Origin of the sequence: Pseudomonas paraeruginosa PA7, assembly GCF_000017205.1 — a bacterium.
Lineage (GTDB): Bacteria > Pseudomonadota > Gammaproteobacteria > Pseudomonadales > Pseudomonadaceae > Pseudomonas > Pseudomonas paraeruginosa.
Map to the genome: position 1 here is coordinate 1,247,172 of NC_009656.1, position 20,115 is coordinate 1,267,286.

Here is a 20,115-nt window from a genome sequence, read left to right on the forward strand (position 1 = left end):
ATGTCGACCAATCTTCTGTTCTTCGGGATCTATCCCTATGTCGCGCTGCTGATCTGCCTGGTCGGCAGCTGGGCGCGCTTCGACCTCTCGCAGTACACCTGGAAGGCCGGTTCCAGCCAGATGCTCAGCAAGAAGGGCATGCGGGTATACAGCAACCTGTTCCACGTCGGCGTGCTGTTCATCCTCGCCGGCCACTTCGTCGGCCTGCTGACCCCGGCCTCGGTCTACCACCACCTGATCAGCACCGAGAACAAGCAACTGCTGGCGATGGTCTCCGGCGGCTTCTTCGGCGTGCTCTGCTTCATCGGCCTGAGCGGACTGATCCTGCGCCGCCTGACCGACGCGCGGGTGCGCGCCACCGGCAACGCCTCCGACCTGATGATCCTGCTGGTGCTCTACGCCCAGCTGATCCTCGGCCTCTCCACCATCGTCGCCTCGACCCATCACATGGACGGCTCGGTGATGGTGATGCTCGCCGACTGGGCCCAGGCCATCGTCACCCTGCGTCCGCTGGCGGCGGCCGAGGCCATCGCGCCGGTGGGCCTGGTCTACAAGCTGCACGTCGGCCTGGGCCTGACCCTGTTCGTGCTGTTCCCCTTCACCCGCCTGGTGCACATCGTCAGCGTGCCGGTGTGGTACCTGGGCCGGCGCTACCAGATCGTGCGCCAGAAACGTCCTGCCTGAACCCTGGGCGGCCGGCGCATCCGGCGCCGGCCCGCCGAACCGAGGTGATCGATCATGAGTTGCTCCCACTACGAAGAACGCGTCGAGAAGGTCGAACTGCCGCAACTGAAGGTCAACGGCGTGGCCATCGGCGAAGACCTGCTGGCCCGCGAGCTGCAATACCACCCGGCGGACAGCTACGCGCTGGCGTTGGAGGCCGCCTGCCGTGCGCTGATCGTCCGCCAGTTGCTCCTGCAACGGGCCGACGCGCTGGGCATCGAGGCCCGTTGCGAAGACGGCGAGACGCCGGAGGAGGCGCGTATCCGCCAATTGCTGGAGGAAGAGGTGCAGGTCCCGGAAGCCGACGAAGACGCCTGCCGGACTTGGTACGCGGCCAATCCGGGGCGCCTGCTCGGTCCCTGGCGCCTGCAATTGCGCCATGTGCTGCTGGCCTGCGCGCCGGACGACCTGGAAGGCCGCGAGACGGCGCGCAAGCAGGCCGCGGAGCTGCTCGACGAGCTGCGTGGGCATCCCGAGCGCTTCGTCGACCTGGCCCGGCGTTTCTCCGCCTGCCCGTCGAAGGAGGAGGGTGGCGACCTCGGCTGGATCGTGCCGGGGCAGACCGTCCCCGAATTCGAGAAGCGCCTGCTGCGTCGCGCGCCCGGGCTGCTGGAGCATCCGCTGGAAAGCCGCTATGGCCTGCATGTGGTGGAGCTGCTGGCGCGCGAGGGCGGCGAACCGCTCGGCTTCGACGCGGCCCGCGCGCAGATCGCCACGCACCTGCAGGCGCAGGTGTTGCAGCGAGCGGTGGGGCAGTACATCGGCGTGCTGGCGGGAGACGCCCGCATCGAGGGCTTCGCCTTCGAGGGCGCGGATGGGGCGCTGGTGCAATAGGTTTCGCCGCCGTTGTTTCCCTCTTCCTCCCGAACATCAACCGGAGTACCCAGGACATGACCGACTGGATCGATGGCCAAGGCCGACAGATCGACTACCTGCGCCTGTCGGTCACCGACCGTTGCGACTTCCGCTGTGTCTACTGCATGGCCGAAGACATGCGCTTCCTGCCGCGCCAGCAGGTGCTGACCCTGGAGGAGATCGAGCGGGTCGCCCGGCTGTTCGTCGCCGGCGGCGTGCGCAAGCTGCGCCTGACCGGCGGCGAGCCGCTGGTGCGGCCCGGCATCGTCGGCCTGTGCGAGCGCCTGGCGGCGCTGCCGGGATTGCGCGAACTGTGCATGACCAGCAACGGCTCGCAACTGGTGCGCTACGCCCGGCCGTTGTACGACGCTGGCCTGGCGCGTCTGAACATCAGCCTCGACACCCTCGATCCGGCGCGTTTCCGGGCGATCACCCGCAACGGCGAGCTGGACAAGGTGCTGGCCGGCATCGACGCCGCCCAGGCCGCCGGTTTCCGCCGGATCAAGCTGAACGCGGTGGTGATGAAGGGGCGCAATGCCGATGAAGTGCCGGCGCTGGTGGACTTCGCCATCGCCCGCGGCCTGGACATCAGCTTCATCGAGGAGATGCCGCTGGGCCAGGTCGGCCGCGAACGTGGCGAGAGCTTCTGCTCCAGCGACGAAGTACGCGCGCTGATCGCCCAGCGCCACGCCTTGCTCGACAGCGCCGAGCAGAGCGGCGGGCCGGCGCGCTACGTGCGCCTGGTCGAGCATCCGCAGACACGCATCGGCTTCATCTCGCCGCACTCGCACAACTTCTGCGCCACCTGCAACCGCCTGCGCCTGACCGTCGAGGGCCGCCTGCTGCTGTGCCTCGGCCACGAGCATTCGCTCGACCTGCGCGCGCTGCTGCGCCGCCACCCACTGCACGACGGACCGTTGCTGGAAGCGATCGGCGAGGCGCTCCAGCGCAAGCCGGCGCGCCATGAATTCAGCGCCGCCGGCGAGGTGCAGGTGCTGCGCTTCATGAACATGAGCGGCGGCTGAGGCGACTCGGGGCGCCTCCAGCGGGCCTTCGCCAGCGGCCAGGGCGAGGCCGCTCTTCTGGTAGGTCACCAGGGTCTCGTCGCCGGTCTCGCTGCTGTACAGCTCGCCCCCGGAAAACATCACGGCATAACCGTCGCAGGAACTGCGTGCGATCACCAAGCTGCGCCGCGCGTCCGGGTGGCCGGGCATGTCCAGACCGACCTGGTCCCGCACGTCTCTCAGGCGCCCTTCGGTACTCGCGCTCGGCGCCGACCTGGGCGCGCTAGCTGGCGGAGCGCGGCTTGCGACGGGTAGCGAAGCCTTTCAAGGGCGTTGACGAAACGAAAAAATCCCCGCGGCATGAGCGTGACGCGGGGATCCAGGCGTAAATGGAGCCTTAACCGTGATAGCTGAAATGGAGCAGGGGTGTTGTCTGCTTGGCGGGACACCTCGCGGGGTGGCTGTGTATGGCTCAAGCCTAAGGCTCTCGGGCCGGCGGGCCTATTCCTCGAAGGAGGTAAGGAAGGGTGGCGGAGGAGGGACGGCGATTGACGATGTGTACTTTTTGGTCCAGATTGGACGAAAAGTATAAAGACGGATCACCGTCTCTCCCCGCCCCGGTTCGAGGGCGGACCTTCGCCACCCCTGGAGTCGTCCATGATCAAGTCGCTGAACACCAAGAACCTGCTGGGAGGCCTGCTGCTCGGCGTGCTCGCCAGCGGATCCGCCGTCGCCGCCGATGGCAACCTGCGGATCGGCATCGAGGCCGCCTACCCGCCGTTTTCCTTCAAGACCCCCGAAGGCGAGCTGGCCGGCTTCGACTACGACATCGGCAATGCGCTGTGCGCGCAGATGCAGGTGAAGTGCCAGTGGATCGAGCAGGAGTACGACGGCCTGATCCCCTCGCTGAAAGTCCGCAAGATCGACGCCGCGCTGTCTTCCATCACCATCACCGAGGAACGCCGGCGCTCGGTGGACTTCACCCGCAAGTACTACTTCACCCCGGGCCGCCTGGTGATGAAAGAGGGCGCCCAGCTCGACGACAGCTTCAGCCAGCTGGCCGGCAAGCGTATCGGCGTGCAGCGCGGCGCCACCGCCGACCGCTTCGCCAGCGCGGTGCTGGCCAAGGCCGGCGCCGAAGTGGTGCGCTACACCAGCCAGGACGAGATCTACCTGGACCTGGTGGCCGGCCGCCTGGACGCCACCTTCGCCGATTCCATCCCGCTGCAGACCGGCTTCCTCGACACCCCGCGCGGCAAGGGCTACGCCTTCGTCGGGCCGGAGTTCAAGGACCCGAAACACTTCGGCGAGGGCGCCGGGATCGCGGTGCGCAAGGGCGATGCCGAACTGCTCGGCAAGCTCAACGCGGCGATCGACGCGATCCGTGCCGACGGCACCTACAAGCGCATCGAGAGCAAGTACTTCAAGACCGACATCTACGGCGACTGACCGCTCGCCGGCGGCGGCTGCTTTCAGTCGCCGCCTTCCTTCAGCTCCTTGAGGTGCTTGTAGACCGTCGCCCGGCCCATGTTCAGCACGTTGGCCACATAGTTGGCCGCGCTCTTGCCCTTGAACGCGCCCTCGGCGTGCAGGGCCAGCACCAGCTCGCGCTTGTGCTCGCGGGTCAGCAGGTTGAGGCCGAGCTGGCGCTGGCGCAGCCAGCCGTGCAGGAAGGTGTTGATGCGCTCCTGCCAGTCGTCGCGGAACAGCGCATCCGGTTGCGGAATCAGCTTGCTCGGCGAGAGGAACAGGTCGAGCGCCGCCTTGGCGCTCTCGAACAGGCTGATGTTCAAGTTGATGCACAGCACCGCCAGCGGCTGGTCGGCGCCGTCGCGCAGAACGGTGCTGACCGAGCGGATCTTCTGCCCGTCCCAGTTGAGCTTCTCGTAAGGGCCGATGTTGCGCTCGTGGCTGCCGCCTTCGAGCATGTCTTCCAGCGCCGAATCGTCGCCGATCTCGCGCTTGGACAGGTTGTTGGCGATGTAGTCGACCCGCTGGCTGCGCAGATCGTGCAGGACCACTTCGGCGTGGGGGAAGAACAGGGTGGCGATGCCGTCGGCGATCGCCCGGTAGTTCTCCAGGCTGGGGTCTTGGCTCGGCTTCATGCGCAGGGGCTCTCGTGGGGCGGCGGGCGGGGCGAGTGTGCCGCAAACCCGCCGCCGGGTCATCAGGAACGCAGGCGCCGCGGCGACAGCATCGACTCGTCCAGGCCGTGCTCGCGCAGGTCTGCCGGCAGCGGCTGGTGGCGTACCAGCGCGGCGCTGGCCCGGCCCATCGCCGGCGAGGTCTGGATGCCGTAGCCGCCCTGGGCGGCGACCCAGAAGAAGCCTTCCGCGTCGTCGGCGTAGCCGGCCACCAGGTCGCCGTCGGCGACGAACGAGCGCAGTCCGGCCCAGGTGTGTTCCGGGCGGCGGATGGCGAGGCTGGTGGCTTCCTCGATCAGGTACATGCCGGTGGCGATGTCCAGTTGCTCGGGTTGCACGTCATGGGCCTCCACCAGGTCGGCGTTGGCTGGCGAGCCGAGCAGCATGCCGGCGTCCGGCTTGAAATAGAAGGATTCGTCGAGGCTGACCAGCATCGGCCAGTCGTGGCAGTCGATGTCCGGCGGCGGAGCGAAGATGAACGCCGAGCGGCGCTTGGGTTGCAGCCCCAGCGGGCGCACCCCGGCCAGCCCGGCGACGGCGTCGCACCAGGCGCCGGCGGCGTTGACCAGCACCGCTGCGCGGTAGCTGCCGGTGGCGCAACGGACTTCCCAGGCGCCGTCGACCCGGCGGATCTCCAGCGCCTCGTGGTTGCACAGGACCTGCCCCCGGTTGCGACGGATGCCGCGCAGGTAGCCCTGGTGCAGGGCGTCGGTGTCGATGTCGGCGCCGGTGGGGTCGTAGGTGGCGCCGAACACCTTGTCGCGGCGCAGCACCGGCACGATCGAGCAGGCCTGTTCCGCGTCGAGCAGGCGCATCTGCGGCACCAGCGCCTTGCCGCTTTCGTATTGACGGCGGAGTTCGTCCGGGTCGTTGGTGAAGTCGACCACCATTTCCGGCCGTGGGCTGAGCAGCGGATGCTCGCAGAAGCCGGTCGGCGGGTTGTCGAAGAAGGCCCGGCTGGCGGCGGTGAGCGCGCGCACCTGGGGCGTGCCGTAGGCCACCGTGTAGTGCGCGGCGGAGCGTCCGGTGGAGTGGTAGCCCGGATGCGCCTCGCGCTCCAGCAGCACGACACTGCCATGGGCCGACAACCAGTAGCCGGTGGATGCGCCGGCGATGCCGGCGCCGATGACGAGGAAGTCCGCTTCGATCATGCTGCTCTCCTGCATTGCGATCAGCCGGCCTGGCGCAGGCGGTAGAGGGCGTTGGCCAGGGCGACGTCTTCCAGGCCCAGGCCGATCGAGCGGAAGAACGCCGGGCGTCGGTAGTTCGGGCGCGGCGCCTGGCCGCTGAGCAGCTCGGCGAGGTCGCCGCGGATCGCCTCGGGGCTCCAGCCATGCTGTTCGGCGGCGATCAGCATCTCGCCGGCGGAGCCGGGGGTGGTGTGCCGGTAGTCGCAGTAGACGTCCATGGCCGCCAGGCTTTCCGCCGGCACCTCGTGGGCACGGGGCGCGTTGGTGCTGATCGAGGTGACCAGCGCCGGACGCTTGAGTTGGCGCGGGTCGATCACCGCACGGGCCGAGGAGGTGCAGAGCAGGATCACCTCGGCCTCGTCCAGCGCTTCCTCCAGGCTGCCGGCGGCTTCGGCGCGCGAATCGATGGCGCGCAGGCTGTGCAGGCGGCGCTCGTCCAGGCACGGCGAGTGGACCCGCACGCTCTGCCAGTCGCGCAGGCCTTTCACGTATTGCAGGTGAGCGTGGGCCACCGGTCCGCTGCCGATCAGCGCCAGGCGGCCGGCTTCGGCCGGAGCCAGGGCATCCACCGCCACGGCGGTGGTGGCGGCGGTGCGCGCGGTGGTCAGCCGGGCGGCATCGCAGAGCAGCAAGGGCTGGCCGGTCTGCATCGACATCAGCAGGGTCCAGGCGGTGACCAATGGGCCCTGTTCGCGGACGATGTAGGGCGAAGTCTTGACCCCGTAGACCTGTTCCTGGGCGAGCACGCCGAGGTAGTTGATGAAGTCGCCGCGACCGGCGGGGAACTCCACCAGTTGCTGGGCCGGCTGGAGCGCCTGGCCGGCGGCCAGGTCGAGGAACAGCTGGCGCATGGCCTGGAGCACGTCGATACGGGCGAGCAGTTGCTCGGCTTCGGCCTGCTGGACGATCAGGGGAGTGGCGGCGCTCATGCGATCTCCGGAATGGATGTAAACAATTTGTCCATTCTGGACTTTAAGGTATTGCCGGGCAAGCGCCGACCTGCCTCGATGACCGACGGCGGCACCTGCGTGTCGCAGAAACGAAAAAGGCGAAGCCGGATGGCTTCGCCTTTTTTCTTCGCGCCTGTGTTCAGTGCTTGCGCGGTACCGGCTTGAGCAACTCGGCCGGCGGCATCTCGCAGGTGATCTTGCGGCCCAGCAGTTCTTCGATCGGCGGCAGGGCGAAGGCGTCGTCCTCGCCGGCGAAGCTGATCGAGGTGCCCGAGGCGCCGGCGCGGCCGGTACGGCCGATGCGGTGCACGTAGTCGTCCGGATCTTCCGGCAGGGTGAAGTTGATCACGTGGCTGATGCCGTCGATGTGGATGCCGCGGCCGGCCACGTCGGTGGCCACCAGTACGCGGATCTTGCCTTCGCGGAAGCCTTCCAGGGTGCGGATGCGCTTGTGCTGCGGCACGTCGCCGGACATCTGGGCGGCGCTGATGCCGTCCTTGGTCAGGCGTTCCTCGATGCGGCGGACTTCGTCCTTGCGGTTGGCGAAGACCATCACCCGTTCCCAGTTGTTCTGCGCCACCAGGTTGTACAGCAGCTTGTACTTGTCGCTGCCGGCCACCGCATAGACGTGCTGCTCGACGGTGTCGCTGGCGACATTCTCCGGTTCGATCTCGACGATCGCCGGATCGACGGTCCACTGCTTGGCGAGGTTCATCACGTCGTCGGTGAAGGTCGCCGAGAACAGCAGGGTCTGGCGCTCGCCCTTGTGCGGGGTCTGCCGGATGATCTGCCGGACCTGCGGGATGAAGCCCATGTCGAGCATGCGGTCGGCTTCGTCGAGGACCATCACCTCGACCATGTCCAGGTGCACCTCGCCGCGCTGGTTGAAGTCCAGCAGGCGGCCGGGAGTAGCGACCAGGATGTCGCAGAAGCGCGCCTCCAGTTGCTTGAGCTGCTTGTCGAAGTCCATGCCGCCGACGAAGGTCATCACGTTCAGCCCGGTGTACTTGGTCAGCGCCGCGGCGTCCTTGGCGATCTGCACCACCAGTTCGCGGGTCGGGGCGATGATCAGTGCGCGCGGCTCGCCCATGTAGCGCTCTTTCGGCGGCGGGGTCTGCAGCAACTGGGTGATGATCGAGATGAGGAACGCGGCGGTCTTGCCGGTACCGGTCTGGGCGCGGCCGATGGCGTCCTGGCCGCGCAGGGTGAAGCCCAGTACCTGCGCCTGGATCGGCGTGCAGTAGGGGAAACCGAGGTCATGGATGGCGTGCATCAGGCTCGGCGCGAGGTTGAAGTCGTGGAAGCGGGTCTTGCCTTCCTGCGGCTCGACCACGAAGTCTTCCAGCTTCCAGTTGTCCACCGGCTTCGGCTTGGCCGTGCGTTCGCGGCGCGGCTTGTCGCCGCGAGGCTTGCCGTCGCGGCCTTCTTTGGCGGCTGGCTTGGCGGGTTTCTCGCCTTTCTCGGCCCTGTCGGCCTTGTCGCCATGGCGCGGGCCGCCGGACTCGTTGTCGGCGCGCGGGGCGCGCGGCTTGCGTGGGCGTTTCTCGGACGGCTTGTCGCCGGTGGGGGCGGCGGTACCTTTCGCGGTAGCGCCGGCAGGGCCTTGCGGGACCGGGGAGGAACCGCTCTGCGGCTGGGTTCCGTCGGCCTTGCCGAAGATTTTCTTGAGTGCTTTGAGCACGGCGATCTCGTAGTGGTTAAGGAATGAACGGGCGCCAGTGTAAAGCATGTTGCCAGCGGGGAGAAATCCATGCTTGGCCGATACCCTCCAGGCCTGGCGCCACGGGCCCCGGAGGGGCGTGCCGGGGTCCCCGGGATGGCGCCCGGCGGGCCCGGGGCGGCCACTCGGCGGCGCGCTACAAAAAGACAACGGTAGGCGACTGGCGAGGGTGGCATCTTCGGGGACGGTGCCGGAGCGATCCGGCGAGTGTCCGCTCACTCACCCACGGAAGAACAAGAAAACCATGAATCCGTCCCAACCGATCGCCGGGCTGCGCGATATCGAAGCCCTGGAACGCGTGCCGCTGGAGCAGCGCGACCTGCCGTCCAGCACCTACGAACTGCTGCGACGCTCGGCCCAGCGCCATGGCCAGCGCATCGCGCTGAGCTGCCTGCTGCACGGCAGCGCCGCCGAGGAGCCGCTGCGGATCAGCTACGCCGAGCTGTTCGCCCGCGTCACCCAGACCGCCAACGCCCTGCACCGGCTGGGCCTGGAGAGCGACCAGGCGGTGTCCTTCCTGCTGCCGAACCTGCCGCAGACCCACTACGTGATCTGGGGCGGCGAGGCGGCCGGGATCGTCAACGCGATCAACCCGCTGCTGGAGCCGGAGCACATCGCCGAGTTGGTCCGCGCCTCCAACACCCGGGTGCTGGTGACCCTGGCGCCGTTCCCCGGCAGCGACCTGTGGCAGAAGGTCGCCGGCCTGCGCGCGCAGTTGCCGGAGTTGTACGCGATCGTCGTGGTCGATCCGGCCAACCTGTTGCCGGCGCCGCAGCGCGAGGCGCTCAAGGCCCAGCGCGGGCCGCTGCCGGAGGGCGTGCTGGATTTCGATGCGCTGATTGCCGATTGCCCGGCAGACCGCCTGGAAAGCGGGCGGGTGATCCATCCGGACGACGTCGCCTCCTATTTCCACACCGGCGGTACCACCGGTACCCCGAAGCTGGCCCCGCACAGCCACTTCAACGAGGTGGCGATGGCCGAGATCATGGGCCTGAACGCCGACTACGGGGTGGACGACGTGCTGCTCTGCGGCCTGCCGCTGTTCCATGTCAACGGCGTGATGGTCACCGGCCTGGCGCCGTTCCATCGCGGCGCCCAGGTGCTCCTGGCCGGACCTCAGGGCTACCGCAATCCGACCCTGATCCAGGACTTCTGGAAGCTGGTGGAGCGCTACCGGGTCACCAGTTTCAGCGGCGTGCCGACCATCTACGCCGCACTGCTACAGGTGCCCAGCGACGGTCGCGACCTGTCCAGCCTGCGCTTCGCCCTGTGCGGCGCGGCACCGATGCCGGTGGAGCTGATCCGCCAGTTCGAGGCGCGCACCGGGCTCAAGGTGATCGAAGGTTATGGACTCACCGAAGGCACCTGCGGCACCAGCTGCAACCCGCGCGGCGGTGAGCGCCGGCCGGGCTCGATCGGCCTGCGCCTGCCGTACTGCCAGGTGAAGGTCGCCGTGCTCGACGGCGACGGCCGTTACCTGCGCGATGCCGCGCCGAACGAGGCGGGCAACCTCTGCCTGAAGGGCCCGACGGTGTTCAAGGGCTACCTGCAGCAGGAGAAGAACCGCGACATCTGGGTCGACGGTGACTGGTTCAACACCGGCGATCTCGGCCGCATCGACGAGGACGGCTATATCTGGCTCACCGGGCGCAGCAAGGACCTGATCATCCGTGGCGGCCACAACATCGACCCGCAGATGATCGAAGAGGCGCTGCACAAGCACCCGGCCGTGGCCCTGGCGGCGGCGGTGGGCAAGCCGGATGCGAGGGCCGGCGAGCTGCCGGTGGTATACGTCCAGCTCAAGCCTGGCGCCCGTGCCAGCGAGGAGGAACTGCTGGAACATGCCGGCCGCCATGTGCCGGAACGGGCGGCGGTGCCCAAGGATGTCTGGCTGATCGAGAGCATCCCGCTCACCGCGGTGGGCAAGACCTTCAAGCCGGCGCTGCGCCTGGACGCGATCCGCCGGGTGCTGGAGGAAGAGGGGCGGAAGATCGCGGCGGACATTCGCGTGGACGTCGTCACCGACGAGCGCCACGGCCAGCTTGCCCACCTGCACGTTCCCGGCCTCGACGAGACACGCCGGGCGGCGCTGCAGGAGATGCTCGGCGGCTACGCGCTGGCCTACCGGCTGCACGCCGGCTGAGAGACGCTGCGGGCGTCAGAGGCGCTTGCGCAGCCAGGCGCCGATATCGTGGACTTCCTCCAGGGACACCTCGTGCCCCATCGGGTAGTCGTGCCAGCCCACCTCCACGCCCTGCGCCTGCAAAGCGTCATGGGCAGCGCGGCCGAGCGCCGGGGCGACCACGTCGTCCTGGCTGCCGTGCAGGTGCAGGACCGGAGTCCGCCTGAGGTCGTCGTCCAGCGCCAGGTCGTCGAAAGTCGGCGCATAGGTGGACAGCGCCAGGACCCCGCCGAGCGGCTTGTCGTAGCGACGGAAGGCGGTGTGCAGGACCACCGCGCCGCCCTGGGAGAAACCGGCGAGGATGATCCGCTCGGCGGCGATGCCCTTGGCGCGCTGTTCGTCGAGCAGGGCGATGACCTGGTCGGCGGAGGCGTTCAACTGGTCCTCGTCGATCGCCCGCGCCGGGCTGAAGGCGAGGATGTCGTACCAGCTCGGCATCACCCAGCCGCCGTTGACCGTGACCGCCTGGCTCGGCGCTTGCGGAAGGATGAATCGGGTGCTCGGCAGGACCACCTGCAGGGCTTCGGCCACCGGCTTGAAGTCGGTGCGGTCGGCGCCCAGGCCGTGCAGCCAGATGATGCAGGCGTCGGCATTGGGGGCATCGAGGATCAGGGGTTCGCTCATAACGGCTCCAGATGGGGGCGAGTGGGCTATTTTGCCCAACGGGCAAATGCCGAGAGTGCGGCATGTCATATGGGGTGCTGCTGCGCGTTGCGTCGGGGCATGTCCGGTCCTTCGCAAACAGCGACAGGAGGACTTCAGGCGATCCTGCATCGGTCCGCTGGTTTCTTCAGCGCTCCCGTGGCGGCGCGTCATCCAGATCGCTGGCGTGCGCGGCGGCTCGTCGCTTCGACGGCAGCGTATGCTCGGCGTCCGATGCTGCCAAGAGATCGCTGGATTGCCAAGCCGCCGGCGGCGAACCCGGCGCGCCCTCGCTGGAAAGCGCCTCGTCGATGTCTCGATCGGCTGGGTGTGCGCAGAAGTGGCTGCTGCTGCGCTGCCGCGAGGGCGAGGCGGGGAGCGGCAGGCGAGGGCGCCGATCGAGGGCAATGCGATCCGCGAACCGGCTTTTCCGGAAGGATCGCTGGAGCCTTTTTTCATCCGGAGAATACTGGCGCTGGTGTGCAACCTTTTGGTGGATAACTTCGGGAAAAGCTGTGCATGGAGTGCTGTGAGCCTTGTCTTTTGTGGCTTGGAAGCGACTGTGCAACTTCTTGCATAGCAGTGTGCAAGAAGTTGCACAATTTTTGCTGTTTTCGCGCCAATAAGCGCCCCCCTGGCTTGAGGGGTTTCACCCAAGTTACTGATTCAAAAGGGTTCTACTGAAGATGGCACGTTCCTTGTCTAGGAATCGGCGCCCAGGACATGTCGTCCCGGCTCCACATGACAAGGAATGCATCCATGGCAACACCCGCCTATATGTCCATCACCGGCACCAAGCAGGGCCTGATCACTGCCGGCGCCTTCACCGAGGACTCGGTCGGCAACACCTACCAGGAGGGCCATGAGGACCAGGTGATGGTCCAGGGCTTCAACCACGAGGTGATCATCCCTCGTGACCCGCAGTCCGGCCAGCCGACCGGCCAGCGCGTGCACAAGCCGGTGGTCATCACCAAGGTCTTCGACAAGGCCTCGCCGCTGCTGCTCGCCGCGCTGACCTCGGGCGAGCGCCTGACCAAGGTCGAGATCCAGTGGTTCCGCACCTCCGCCGCCGGCACCCAGGAACACTACTACACCACCGTCCTGGAAGACGCGATCATCGTCGACATCAAGGACTACATGCACAACTGCCAGGACCCGGGCAACGCCCATTTCACCCACCTGGAGGACGTGCATTTCACCTACCGCAAGATCACCTGGACCCACGAAGTCTCCGGCACCTCCGGTTCCGACGATTGGCGCTCGCCGGTCGCCGGCTGAGGGTCCGGGGAGCCGGCCGCGCGTGCGGCTCCCCGCCACCCGGAAGCGTCCGCGCTTCGCAGAATCGACCCGGACCGGGAGACATCCGGAGGTCGACCGGGCAACAGTAGTAGCATGGGCCGGCCCTCCCGACGGAACGGGAAGGGCCCGCCACTGGAACAGGGAACGATCCATGCGTCAAAGGGACCTGAAGTTCACCTTCGTCGTCGGCGAAGGCAAGCTCGCGTTCGACGTCGTCGAGTTCGAGCTGGAGGAAGCGCTCTGCGAGCCTTTCCGCCTGCACCTGAAGCTGGCCAGCGACAGGCGCGCCGTCGATTTCAAGCAGGTGCTCGACCAGCCGGGCACCTTCACCCTGTGGCAGGACGGCCGACCCGTCCGCTACGTCCATGGCCTCGTCAGCCGCTTCACCCAGGGGGCCTCGGGCTTTCGCCGGACCCGCTACGAACTGCTGCTGGAGCCGCAGCTGGCGCGCCTGGAGCTGAGTTCCAACTGGCGCATCTTCCAGAACAAGAGCGTTCCGGAGATCCTCCAGGCGTTGCTGCAAGAGCACCAGGTGCTCGACCACGAGCAGCGCATCTACCACGAGCACCTGCCGCGCGAATACTGCGTGCAGGCCGGCGACAGCGATCGCTACCTGCACGACCGGCTGGCCTTCGAGGAGGGTCTGGTCTACTACTTCCGCTTCGACGAGCAGCGCCACACCCTGGTCTGCTGCGACCGGCTCTATGTCCAGGAGCGCATCGCCGGCGGCCCGGTGCTGTTCAGCGCCCAGCCGGAGGGCGACAACCCGCGGCCGGTGCTGCATGCCTTGCGCTACAGCGAAAACGTCCGCACGGCGCGGCAGACCCAGCGCGACTACAGCTTCAAGCGGCCGACCTTCGACCAGGAACAGCACCTGCATGGCGAGGCGCTCGAGCACCAGGGCTCGACCTACGAGCGCTACGACTACCCCGGGCGCTACAAGCAGAGTGCCGCGGGCCGGCCCTTCAGCGAAAACCGCCTGCGCGGGCACCGGCGCGACGCGCGGGTGGCCTGCGTCAGCGGCGACGACCCGCGGCTGATCCCGGGCCACGCGTTCGAGCTGAGCGGTCATCCGCGCGCCGACTTCAACGCCTGGTGGCGGCCGGTGCGGGTGGTCCATCGCGGCACCCAGTATGCCGGCCAGGAGGAAGAGTCCGCCGACGCTCCCCTGGGGGTGAGCTACGACCTGCACGCCGAACTGGTGCCCGAGGACGCCGAATGGCGTCCCGAGCCGCTGCCCCGGCCGCGCATCGACGGTCCGCAGATCGCCACGGTGGTCGGCCCGGCAGGGGAAGAGATCCATTGCGACGAGTGGGGACGGGTGAAGGTGCGGTTCCCCTGGGATCGCGAGGGCCGTCCGGACGAATTCAGCACCTGCTGGATCCGCGTCGCGCAGAACTGGGCGGGCGCCGACTGGGGGCACATGGCGATCCCGCGGATCGGCCAGGAGGTGATCGTCGACTACCTGGACGGAGACTGCGACCAGCCGATCATCACCGGGCGCACCTACCGGGCGACCAACCGGCCGCCCTACGCGCTGCCTGACCACAAGATCCTCAGCACCATCAAGAGCAAGGAGTACAAGGGCAGCCGGGCCAACGAGCTGCGCATCGACGACACCACGGCGCAGATCAGTGCGGCGCTGATGAGCGACCACGGCGCCAGCGCGCTGCACCTGGGCTACCTGACCCATCCTCGGCCCGAAGGCGGCCAGCCGCGCGGCGAGGGCTTCGAACTGCGCACAGACGAACATGGCGCGGTGCGTGCGGCCAGGGGCCTGCTGCTGAGCGCCGAGGAACAGCTCAGGGCCGGTGCCGGCCATCTCGAGCGTGGCGTGGTGGTGCAGGTGCTGGAAGCGGCGCTGGAACTGGCCCGCGAGCTGGGCGACTACGCCGGGGAGCACCAGGGCGTGGGGCACGATGCGGCGCCGCAGCAGAGCCTCCAGGAAGCCGTGCGCGACCTCGGCCTTGGCGCCAACGACGAACCCGGGCAGGGCGTCGGCGGCAAGCCGGCGATCGCCCTGAGCGGCCCGGCGGGGATCGCCGCGGCGACGCCGGCGAGCCTGACCCTGGCCGCCGGCGAGCACGTCGACAGCGTGGCCCGGCAGAACCAGCAGGTGACCGCCGGGCAGAAGGTGGTGGTCAACGCCGGCAGCGACATCGGCCTGTTCGCCCAGGGCGGCGAACTGCGCCAGATCGCCCACCAGGGGCCGATGCTGCTGCAGGCGCAGAAGAACGATATCCGCCTGGAGGCCGAGCAGAGCGTGGAGGTCAGCGCCAGCCAGCAGCACGTGCTGGTCACGGCGAAGGAGCACATCACCCTGATGTGCGGCGGCGCCTACCTGACCCTCAAGGGCGGCAACATCGAGCTGGGCATGCCCGGCAACTTCGTGGTCAAGGCGGCGAAGCACAGTCATGTCGGTGCGGCCAGCCTGGAAGCCGAGCTGCCGCAGTTCGAGGTGGGCGAGACGCAGCGGCGGTTCGTCCTCAAGCAACTGGACGGGCAGACGGCCATGCCCAACGTGCCTTATACCATCACCATGGCCAACGGCGAGGTCATCGAGGGCGTCACCGACGCCGAAGGCGCCACCCGGTTGCTGCAGAAGGATGCGATGAACATCGCCAAGGTCGATATGAAACACGCGAAATCGCCCGCCTCCGCAGTTGCCGGGATAACGGCGGCGGTTGGCGCGGCGGTTGCCCTCGGCAAGCTCCTGGGTGGCCCCGACGCCGAGGCCGGACGTGCTCTCAGCGAAGGGGAAATCAGCCTGGCGAAAGGCGTATTCGGCGATTCCATCGACTATTCCACGGTCCGCCTGCGCGACGAGGACTATGTCCCCTGGCAGGGCAAGGACTACGTGATGGCGCCGAACGGCCACATCTACTTCGGCGAGGAGTTGCGCGGCGTGGCGGACTGGAGCCTGGAGAGCCTGCAGCGCCAGGGCCTGTTCATCCACGAAATGACCCATGTCTGGCAGCACCAGCATGGCGTCAACGTCCTTATGGTGGGGGCCTACCAGCAAGCCAGGCAGTTTCTCCTGGGCGACCAGTACGCCTACCGGTTGGAGCCGGGAAAGACGTTGAAGGACTACAACATCGAACAGCAGGGAGACATCGTTCGAGATTATTTCCTCGAGAAGAACGAGTTCGGGGAAGCCTCTGCGAACAGCAGGTTCGCTGGCGTACTGAAAAACTTCCCAACGGGATACTGACCGATGAAATGCAAGACCTTGCTCATTGTCTGTCTGCTCGGCCTGGAAAGCGTCCAGGCCCTGGCCGTTTCCAAACTGCCGCCGCAGATCCCGGTGTACGCCGGCTCCGGGCGCGTGACACTGGATCTACGCCCCTTGCTGGCGGAAACCAACGACGTCGAGATCACCCGTGTTTCGGTATGTCGGCGGGTCGGCAGCCGTTGCCAGGAAACGCTGTGGCGGATCGAACTGCCTCCGGGGTGGCGTGCCGGGGAGATCGAGGTATTCGGCGACTATCCCGGCTCCAGCGCGCTCCTGCGCCGGCCGGAGCGCTTGCAGCCCGGAGGGAGCTACAACGCGTTCATTCATTTCAACGAGCGCAGCCGTCGGCACCGGCAAACGGTTTCCAGCATCGCCGTCGAATTCTGCCTGGCCGGCGAACCTGGCAACTGGTTGCTGCTCGATGACGCGACCTGCCTGGCAAGACGCAACGCCGAGGAGCGGCAAGGAGAGAAACCATGAACGTTAGGGTTCGGTCGAGGACGATCGTCTCTGCCCAGTCCATCACCCTGCCCAAGGGCGGCGACGTGCACCTGGTGCCGCCTCCGCCCAAGCCTTGCGTGACCATCGTGGTGCATGGCGTCAACGATCTCGCCGGCTGCTACGAGCGGATCGAGCGCGGGCTCTGCCAGGGTCTCAACGAGCGCCTGGACATGCCGCCGACCTTGCCCGGCGGGCAGGCCAATCCCGGCTACCTGACGCCGGCGGGCTACAGCCTGCCGGCGGACGACGAAGGCAAGGCGGAGAACCCCGACGCCGTCTACTACCGGCGCAAGTTCGCCAGTGGCGCCGGCGGGGCCGCCGTACGCAGCGTGCTCGTACCTTTCTACTGGGGCTTCCGCGAGGAAGAGCAATACATCAACAAGACCGCGGCCCACGGCGAATGGCTGGACCGCAACGGCAACCGGCTGGACAAGTCCGGCACCAAGGAAGGCGGGCAGTTCGTCAATGCCACCACCAACCTGCCGGACATGTGGGGCCAGGGCTTCAACGGCAAGCTGTTCGGTTTCGTGTCGCTGGACTGGTTCGGCGGCACCATGACCCATCCGCTGTTTTCGGCGGCGGGGCGCAAGTACATGGTCCTGGCGGCCATGCGCCTGGCCATGCTGATCAAGATCATCCGCAAGCGTTACCCCGACGACACCATCAATGTCGTCGGGCACAGCCAGGGCACCCTGTTGACCCTGCTGGCACATGCCTTCCTCAAGGACGACGGCGTGGCGCCGGCGGACGGGGTGATCATGCTCAACTCCCCCTACGGCCTGTTCGAACCCCTCAACGAGAAGTTCCAGAACTGGAACGGCCAGCAGACTCGCGAGGCGCGGCTGGCCACGCTCAAGGGCATCCTCGAGTTCATCTGCGGCCGACGCCATCCGGTCCCCGCGCTGAGCAGCGTCGCGTTGCGCAACTGCCAAGGCTATGGCGCGATAGGCGGCCCCGGCTGGGTGGGTGGCCAGGGCTGCCAGACGAGCATCGACGGGGAACGGCTCAGCTTCGACGAGCGCGACAATCGCGGCAGCGTCTACCTGTACTTCACGCCCCAGGACCAGACGGTGGGACTTGCCAACGTCCAGGGTATCGGCTGGCGCGGCATTGCTGAGCAGGTCAACGGGCTCCCGGGAAGGACCGGGCTGCCGCAGGGTTTTCACCAGCGCATCTTCACCGTACGCAAGCGCAATGGCGAGAAGGAAAAGATCGGCGGGCACGCCCCTCCCCATGCCTACCCTCTTCTGCTGGCCGGCGAGAAGACCTGGGAAGACACCGGGCTGGGCGGCAAGGACAGATTCGGCCGGGCGAACTTCGACCAGGGCGACAGCGTGCTGCTGACCGCGCCGCGTCTGCCGTTGCCGACGGAAGCGCGATTCGATTTCGACGGAACCGTCACGGCGCCGGGAGAGAACTCCGCCAGCGGCGTCTATCAGGTGCGCGATACCCTCGATCCGATCGACGCCGCCATCGGCGTAAGCAACGGCGGCTGGAAGGAGAAGGACAGCGGGCACGCCGTCGCGCAACAGGTGGACGCCGCGCTGGCGTACCGCTACGGGCGCGACGCGCGCAGCGTGGAAAGGGCGTTGAACGAAGGCAAGGAACTGGCCCAGCAGACCCATGTGTTTTCCGCTCGTGAACTGGGTACCGGCATGGTTCTGGTCACCCGCGCGGAAACTCCCTACGAGGCCCGGCTGCGCCTGCAGACGGCGGAGGGCCATCTGGAGCCCTTGTCGTTCCACTCGGCCATACCCAACAACCCGGAGCACAGCCGGCGGGTACTGGCCTATGACCTGGCCATCGGGGCCGGGGACAGCGTGGATGATGTGGTTTTCTATCAGTATCTGTGTCGGGTGGCGGATTGGCGGTTGGATTGGAGAGCCCCGCGAGGAGGAATAAATGAGCAAGCGGACTCTGAAGTTGATCTTCCCGATGAAGAGCTTTACGCACTATATCGTGCCGAAGAATATGAAAATAGAGAGTTGATTGACTCTGCAGTGATTTACCGAAAATCTGGAAACTTCCCTTCAATAGTAGGCAATAGCCTACCCACTTTGGTGGCGACGCAAACCATCCTGGACCGCTATCACGAACAACCGGTACGTTTTGGAGGGCCGATCTAATGCGCTTGATGCTCTTCGTTCTCTCTTTTGTCGGTGTCCTTTTGAATTGCACTGTGGGGCAGACGGCTGAGTCGCCACTGTCCTTGATGCGCTGCTTCGCCAGTCCGGCGACGTCCGTTACTGCCTACGCCTCGGCCAAGGAGGCCACCATGTCCGCTGATGCTTATCACGCACCGACAACTTCGCCGCGCCTGGAAACCCTGGACGTGCTCAGCATAGGCATGAGCCTGGATGTGTTTCGCCAGGGGCAGGTGTGGAAGGCCTTGCAGAAGCAAAATGCCATACAGGCCGAGGCCTTGCATGTCGGTAGCATTCTGCCGATGGACCCGAAGAAGTATCCGATTTCTGCGTCTGACAAGGATATGGCTTATTCGAAACGCGAGGCTGATGCACTGGAGTTAGGACTGAAGAATTTTTTGGAAAAATGGCCTATCCCAACAATGACGGTGGTGCGTGGTTGGAACCCGAGTACTCCTAACCTACGTTTTACCCCAGAGGAAACGCAGGAAAGCTTATCGGTCATGGTTAATGACATACGTGTTCCTGCGGGACTGCATTGGCATCGCATTGCGAATCTGCAAGATGGCATCGTCTGTAATGACACACCTGAGGGAGTACTGGAGGCAGTGTTTCGCCTTTTCGAGCGTCATCCAGACCTTCCAGCAGTTTTGATATATGCCAATGATGGAATAAATATGGCCGGCTCTTTATCAAGCCGAGATATAACTTTGAAATCTTTGGGGGGCGGTTCTGGCCCTCGCGTACCGGGAACCTTGACAGACACCATGGTCGCCCTGATCGTCGGCCGCCCCGAGCGGGTCGACTGGCTACGCCAGTTCGCCCCCTACACCAAGGTCAACGAAAACAGGATCGACCCCGAGTTCCGTGGCTGGGGCTGGCGCAAGCCGCCGGTGGAGTTCCGCCCCACGCGGTTCATTCCTCAGCCCTGGACCGCGCGCGCCCTGGAGCAGTGGGATGCGTTGCCGGTGCTGGCCAGGCTGCATCGGCCGGTGAGTGTGCCGCTGACCCGCCCGGATACCGGCGAACGGCTCAAGCGCGAAGCCCTCACCGCACAACTGGCCGCCGCCTGGAAGACGGCCAGCGCCACACTGACATCGGCGCCTGCCCGGCTGTTCTACGACGGTGGGCTGAATGCCACGCCGCTGGCCGAACTCACCCCGGCGCTGGGCGCCGCGCAGAGTTCGTTGGACCTGCTGGACTCGCGGGAAAGCTACGACCTGACCCAGCGCCTGGGCGACACCGGCGCTGCCTCGCCCTTTGTCGGTATCGCCCTGGCGACCATGGCCAGCTACCTCAACGGTGACAGCAGCATGGTGATGCCGTTGCGGCGCAAGGACCAGGCGACCCTGATCGGCATCAGTTCGCCGACGCCTGGGAAGAAGCCCGCTCACGACCCGTTCGGCGTCGACCTGCTGCCGCAGACCGCCAGTCGACTAACGACCCGGTTGCCGCCCGGCGAAGACTATGCCCTGGAAGAGTTCTGAGCAGCCTCAAGCCTAGGAGCGACTGGCTGGACGATTTGTAGA

14 protein-coding genes and 1 pseudogene are annotated in these 20,115 nt (G+C 66.8%); 10 read left to right on the forward strand and 5 right to left on the reverse strand.

The annotated features are described in order from the left end of the window. The 4 genes from narI to aotJ all read left to right on the forward strand — a co-directional run bounded on the left by narI (position 1) and on the right by aotJ (position 4,031). Entirely contained in the window at positions 1-684 is a 684-nt protein-coding gene (narI, locus tag PSPA7_RS05880) for a respiratory nitrate reductase subunit gamma (RefSeq protein ID WP_012074512.1), read from the forward strand. Positions 685-738: 54 nt separating this feature from the next. Continuing rightward, entirely contained in the window at positions 739-1,557 is an 819-nt protein-coding gene (locus tag PSPA7_RS05885) for a peptidylprolyl isomerase (RefSeq protein ID WP_012074513.1), read from the forward strand. A gap of 56 nt (positions 1,558-1,613) precedes the next feature. After that, a complete protein-coding gene (moaA, locus tag PSPA7_RS05890) occupies positions 1,614-2,603 on the forward strand; it encodes a GTP 3',8-cyclase MoaA (protein ID WP_012074514.1) in 990 nt (329 codons plus the stop codon). A 636-nt stretch (positions 2,604-3,239) separates the two neighbouring features. Further along, entirely contained in the window at positions 3,240-4,031 is a 792-nt protein-coding gene (gene aotJ, locus PSPA7_RS05895) for an L-arginine-binding protein AotJ (protein WP_003156363.1), read from the forward strand. Positions 4,032-4,054: 23 nt separating this feature from the next. Here the strand turns inward: aotJ and dauR are convergent, their stop codons facing one another. The 4 genes from dauR to rhlB all read right to left on the reverse strand — a co-directional run bounded on the left by dauR (position 4,055) and on the right by rhlB (position 8,547). Then, complete coding sequence (dauR, locus tag PSPA7_RS05900; RefSeq protein ID WP_012074515.1) at positions 4,055-4,687, reverse strand: transcriptional regulator DauR; 633 nt, start codon at positions 4,685-4,687, stop codon at positions 4,055-4,057. Between the two features lie 62 nt (positions 4,688-4,749). Then, entirely contained in the window at positions 4,750-5,877 is a 1,128-nt protein-coding gene (locus tag PSPA7_RS05905) for an NAD(P)/FAD-dependent oxidoreductase (RefSeq protein WP_012074516.1), read from the reverse strand. 20 nt (positions 5,878-5,897) lie between these two features. Continuing rightward, positions 5,898-6,845 (reverse strand): NAD(P)H-dependent anabolic L-arginine dehydrogenase DauB, encoded by a 948-nt coding sequence (dauB, locus tag PSPA7_RS05910; RefSeq protein WP_012074517.1) that lies wholly within the window; start codon positions 6,843-6,845, stop codon positions 5,898-5,900. 160 nt (positions 6,846-7,005) lie between these two features. Further along, positions 7,006-8,547: an ATP-dependent RNA helicase RhlB gene (gene rhlB / locus PSPA7_RS05915; RefSeq protein ID WP_003156356.1), complete on the reverse strand. Its 1,542-nt coding sequence runs from the start codon at positions 8,545-8,547 to the stop codon at positions 7,006-7,008. A 283-nt stretch (positions 8,548-8,830) separates the two neighbouring features. Between rhlB and PSPA7_RS05920 the strand changes: the two genes are divergently transcribed. Continuing rightward, positions 8,831-10,729 carry an acyl-CoA synthetase gene (locus PSPA7_RS05920; RefSeq protein WP_003156354.1) on the forward strand — a complete coding sequence of 633 codons (1,899 nt, stop codon included), beginning with the start codon at positions 8,831-8,833 and terminating at the stop codon, positions 10,727-10,729. 15 nt (positions 10,730-10,744) lie between these two features. Here PSPA7_RS05920 and PSPA7_RS05925 read toward each other — a convergent pair whose 3' ends face one another. Continuing rightward, positions 10,745-11,392, reverse strand: a complete 648-nt coding sequence (locus PSPA7_RS05925; RefSeq protein ID WP_003156353.1) for a carboxylesterase — start codon at positions 11,390-11,392, stop codon at positions 10,745-10,747. 777 nt (positions 11,393-12,169) lie between these two features. Here PSPA7_RS05925 and PSPA7_RS05930 point away from each other — a divergent pair. The 5 genes and pseudogenes from PSPA7_RS05930 (at position 12,170) to tla3 (ending at position 20,114) form a co-directional block, all read left to right on the forward strand. Then, positions 12,170-12,688 (forward strand): Hcp family type VI secretion system effector, encoded by a 519-nt coding sequence (locus PSPA7_RS05930; RefSeq protein WP_012074519.1) that lies wholly within the window; start codon positions 12,170-12,172, stop codon positions 12,686-12,688. Positions 12,689-12,860: 172 nt separating this feature from the next. Then, positions 12,861-15,920: a type VI secretion system spike protein VgrG2b gene (gene vgrG2b, locus PSPA7_RS05935; RefSeq protein ID WP_012074520.1), complete on the forward strand. Its 3,060-nt coding sequence runs from the start codon at positions 12,861-12,863 to the stop codon at positions 15,918-15,920. Between the two features lie 3 nt (positions 15,921-15,923). Beyond that, the gene (gene tli3, locus PSPA7_RS05940; RefSeq protein ID WP_012074521.1) at positions 15,924-16,421 is read left to right on the forward strand and encodes a type VI lipase immunity protein Tli3; all 498 of its coding nucleotides are present in this window, start codon (positions 15,924-15,926) and stop codon (positions 16,419-16,421) included. Then, positions 16,418-18,568 carry a type VI lipase effector Tle3 gene (gene tle3 / locus PSPA7_RS05945; protein ID WP_012074522.1) on the forward strand — a complete coding sequence of 717 codons (2,151 nt, stop codon included), beginning with the start codon at positions 16,418-16,420 and terminating at the stop codon, positions 18,566-18,568. The genes tli3 and tle3 overlap by 4 nt, the downstream gene beginning before the upstream one ends. Then, positions 18,568-20,114, forward strand: a pseudogene (gene tla3 / locus PSPA7_RS30800) (type VI lipase adapter protein Tla3). Before tle3 ends, tla3 begins: the two are co-directional and overlap by 1 nt. Position 20,115: the final 1 nt, after the last annotated feature.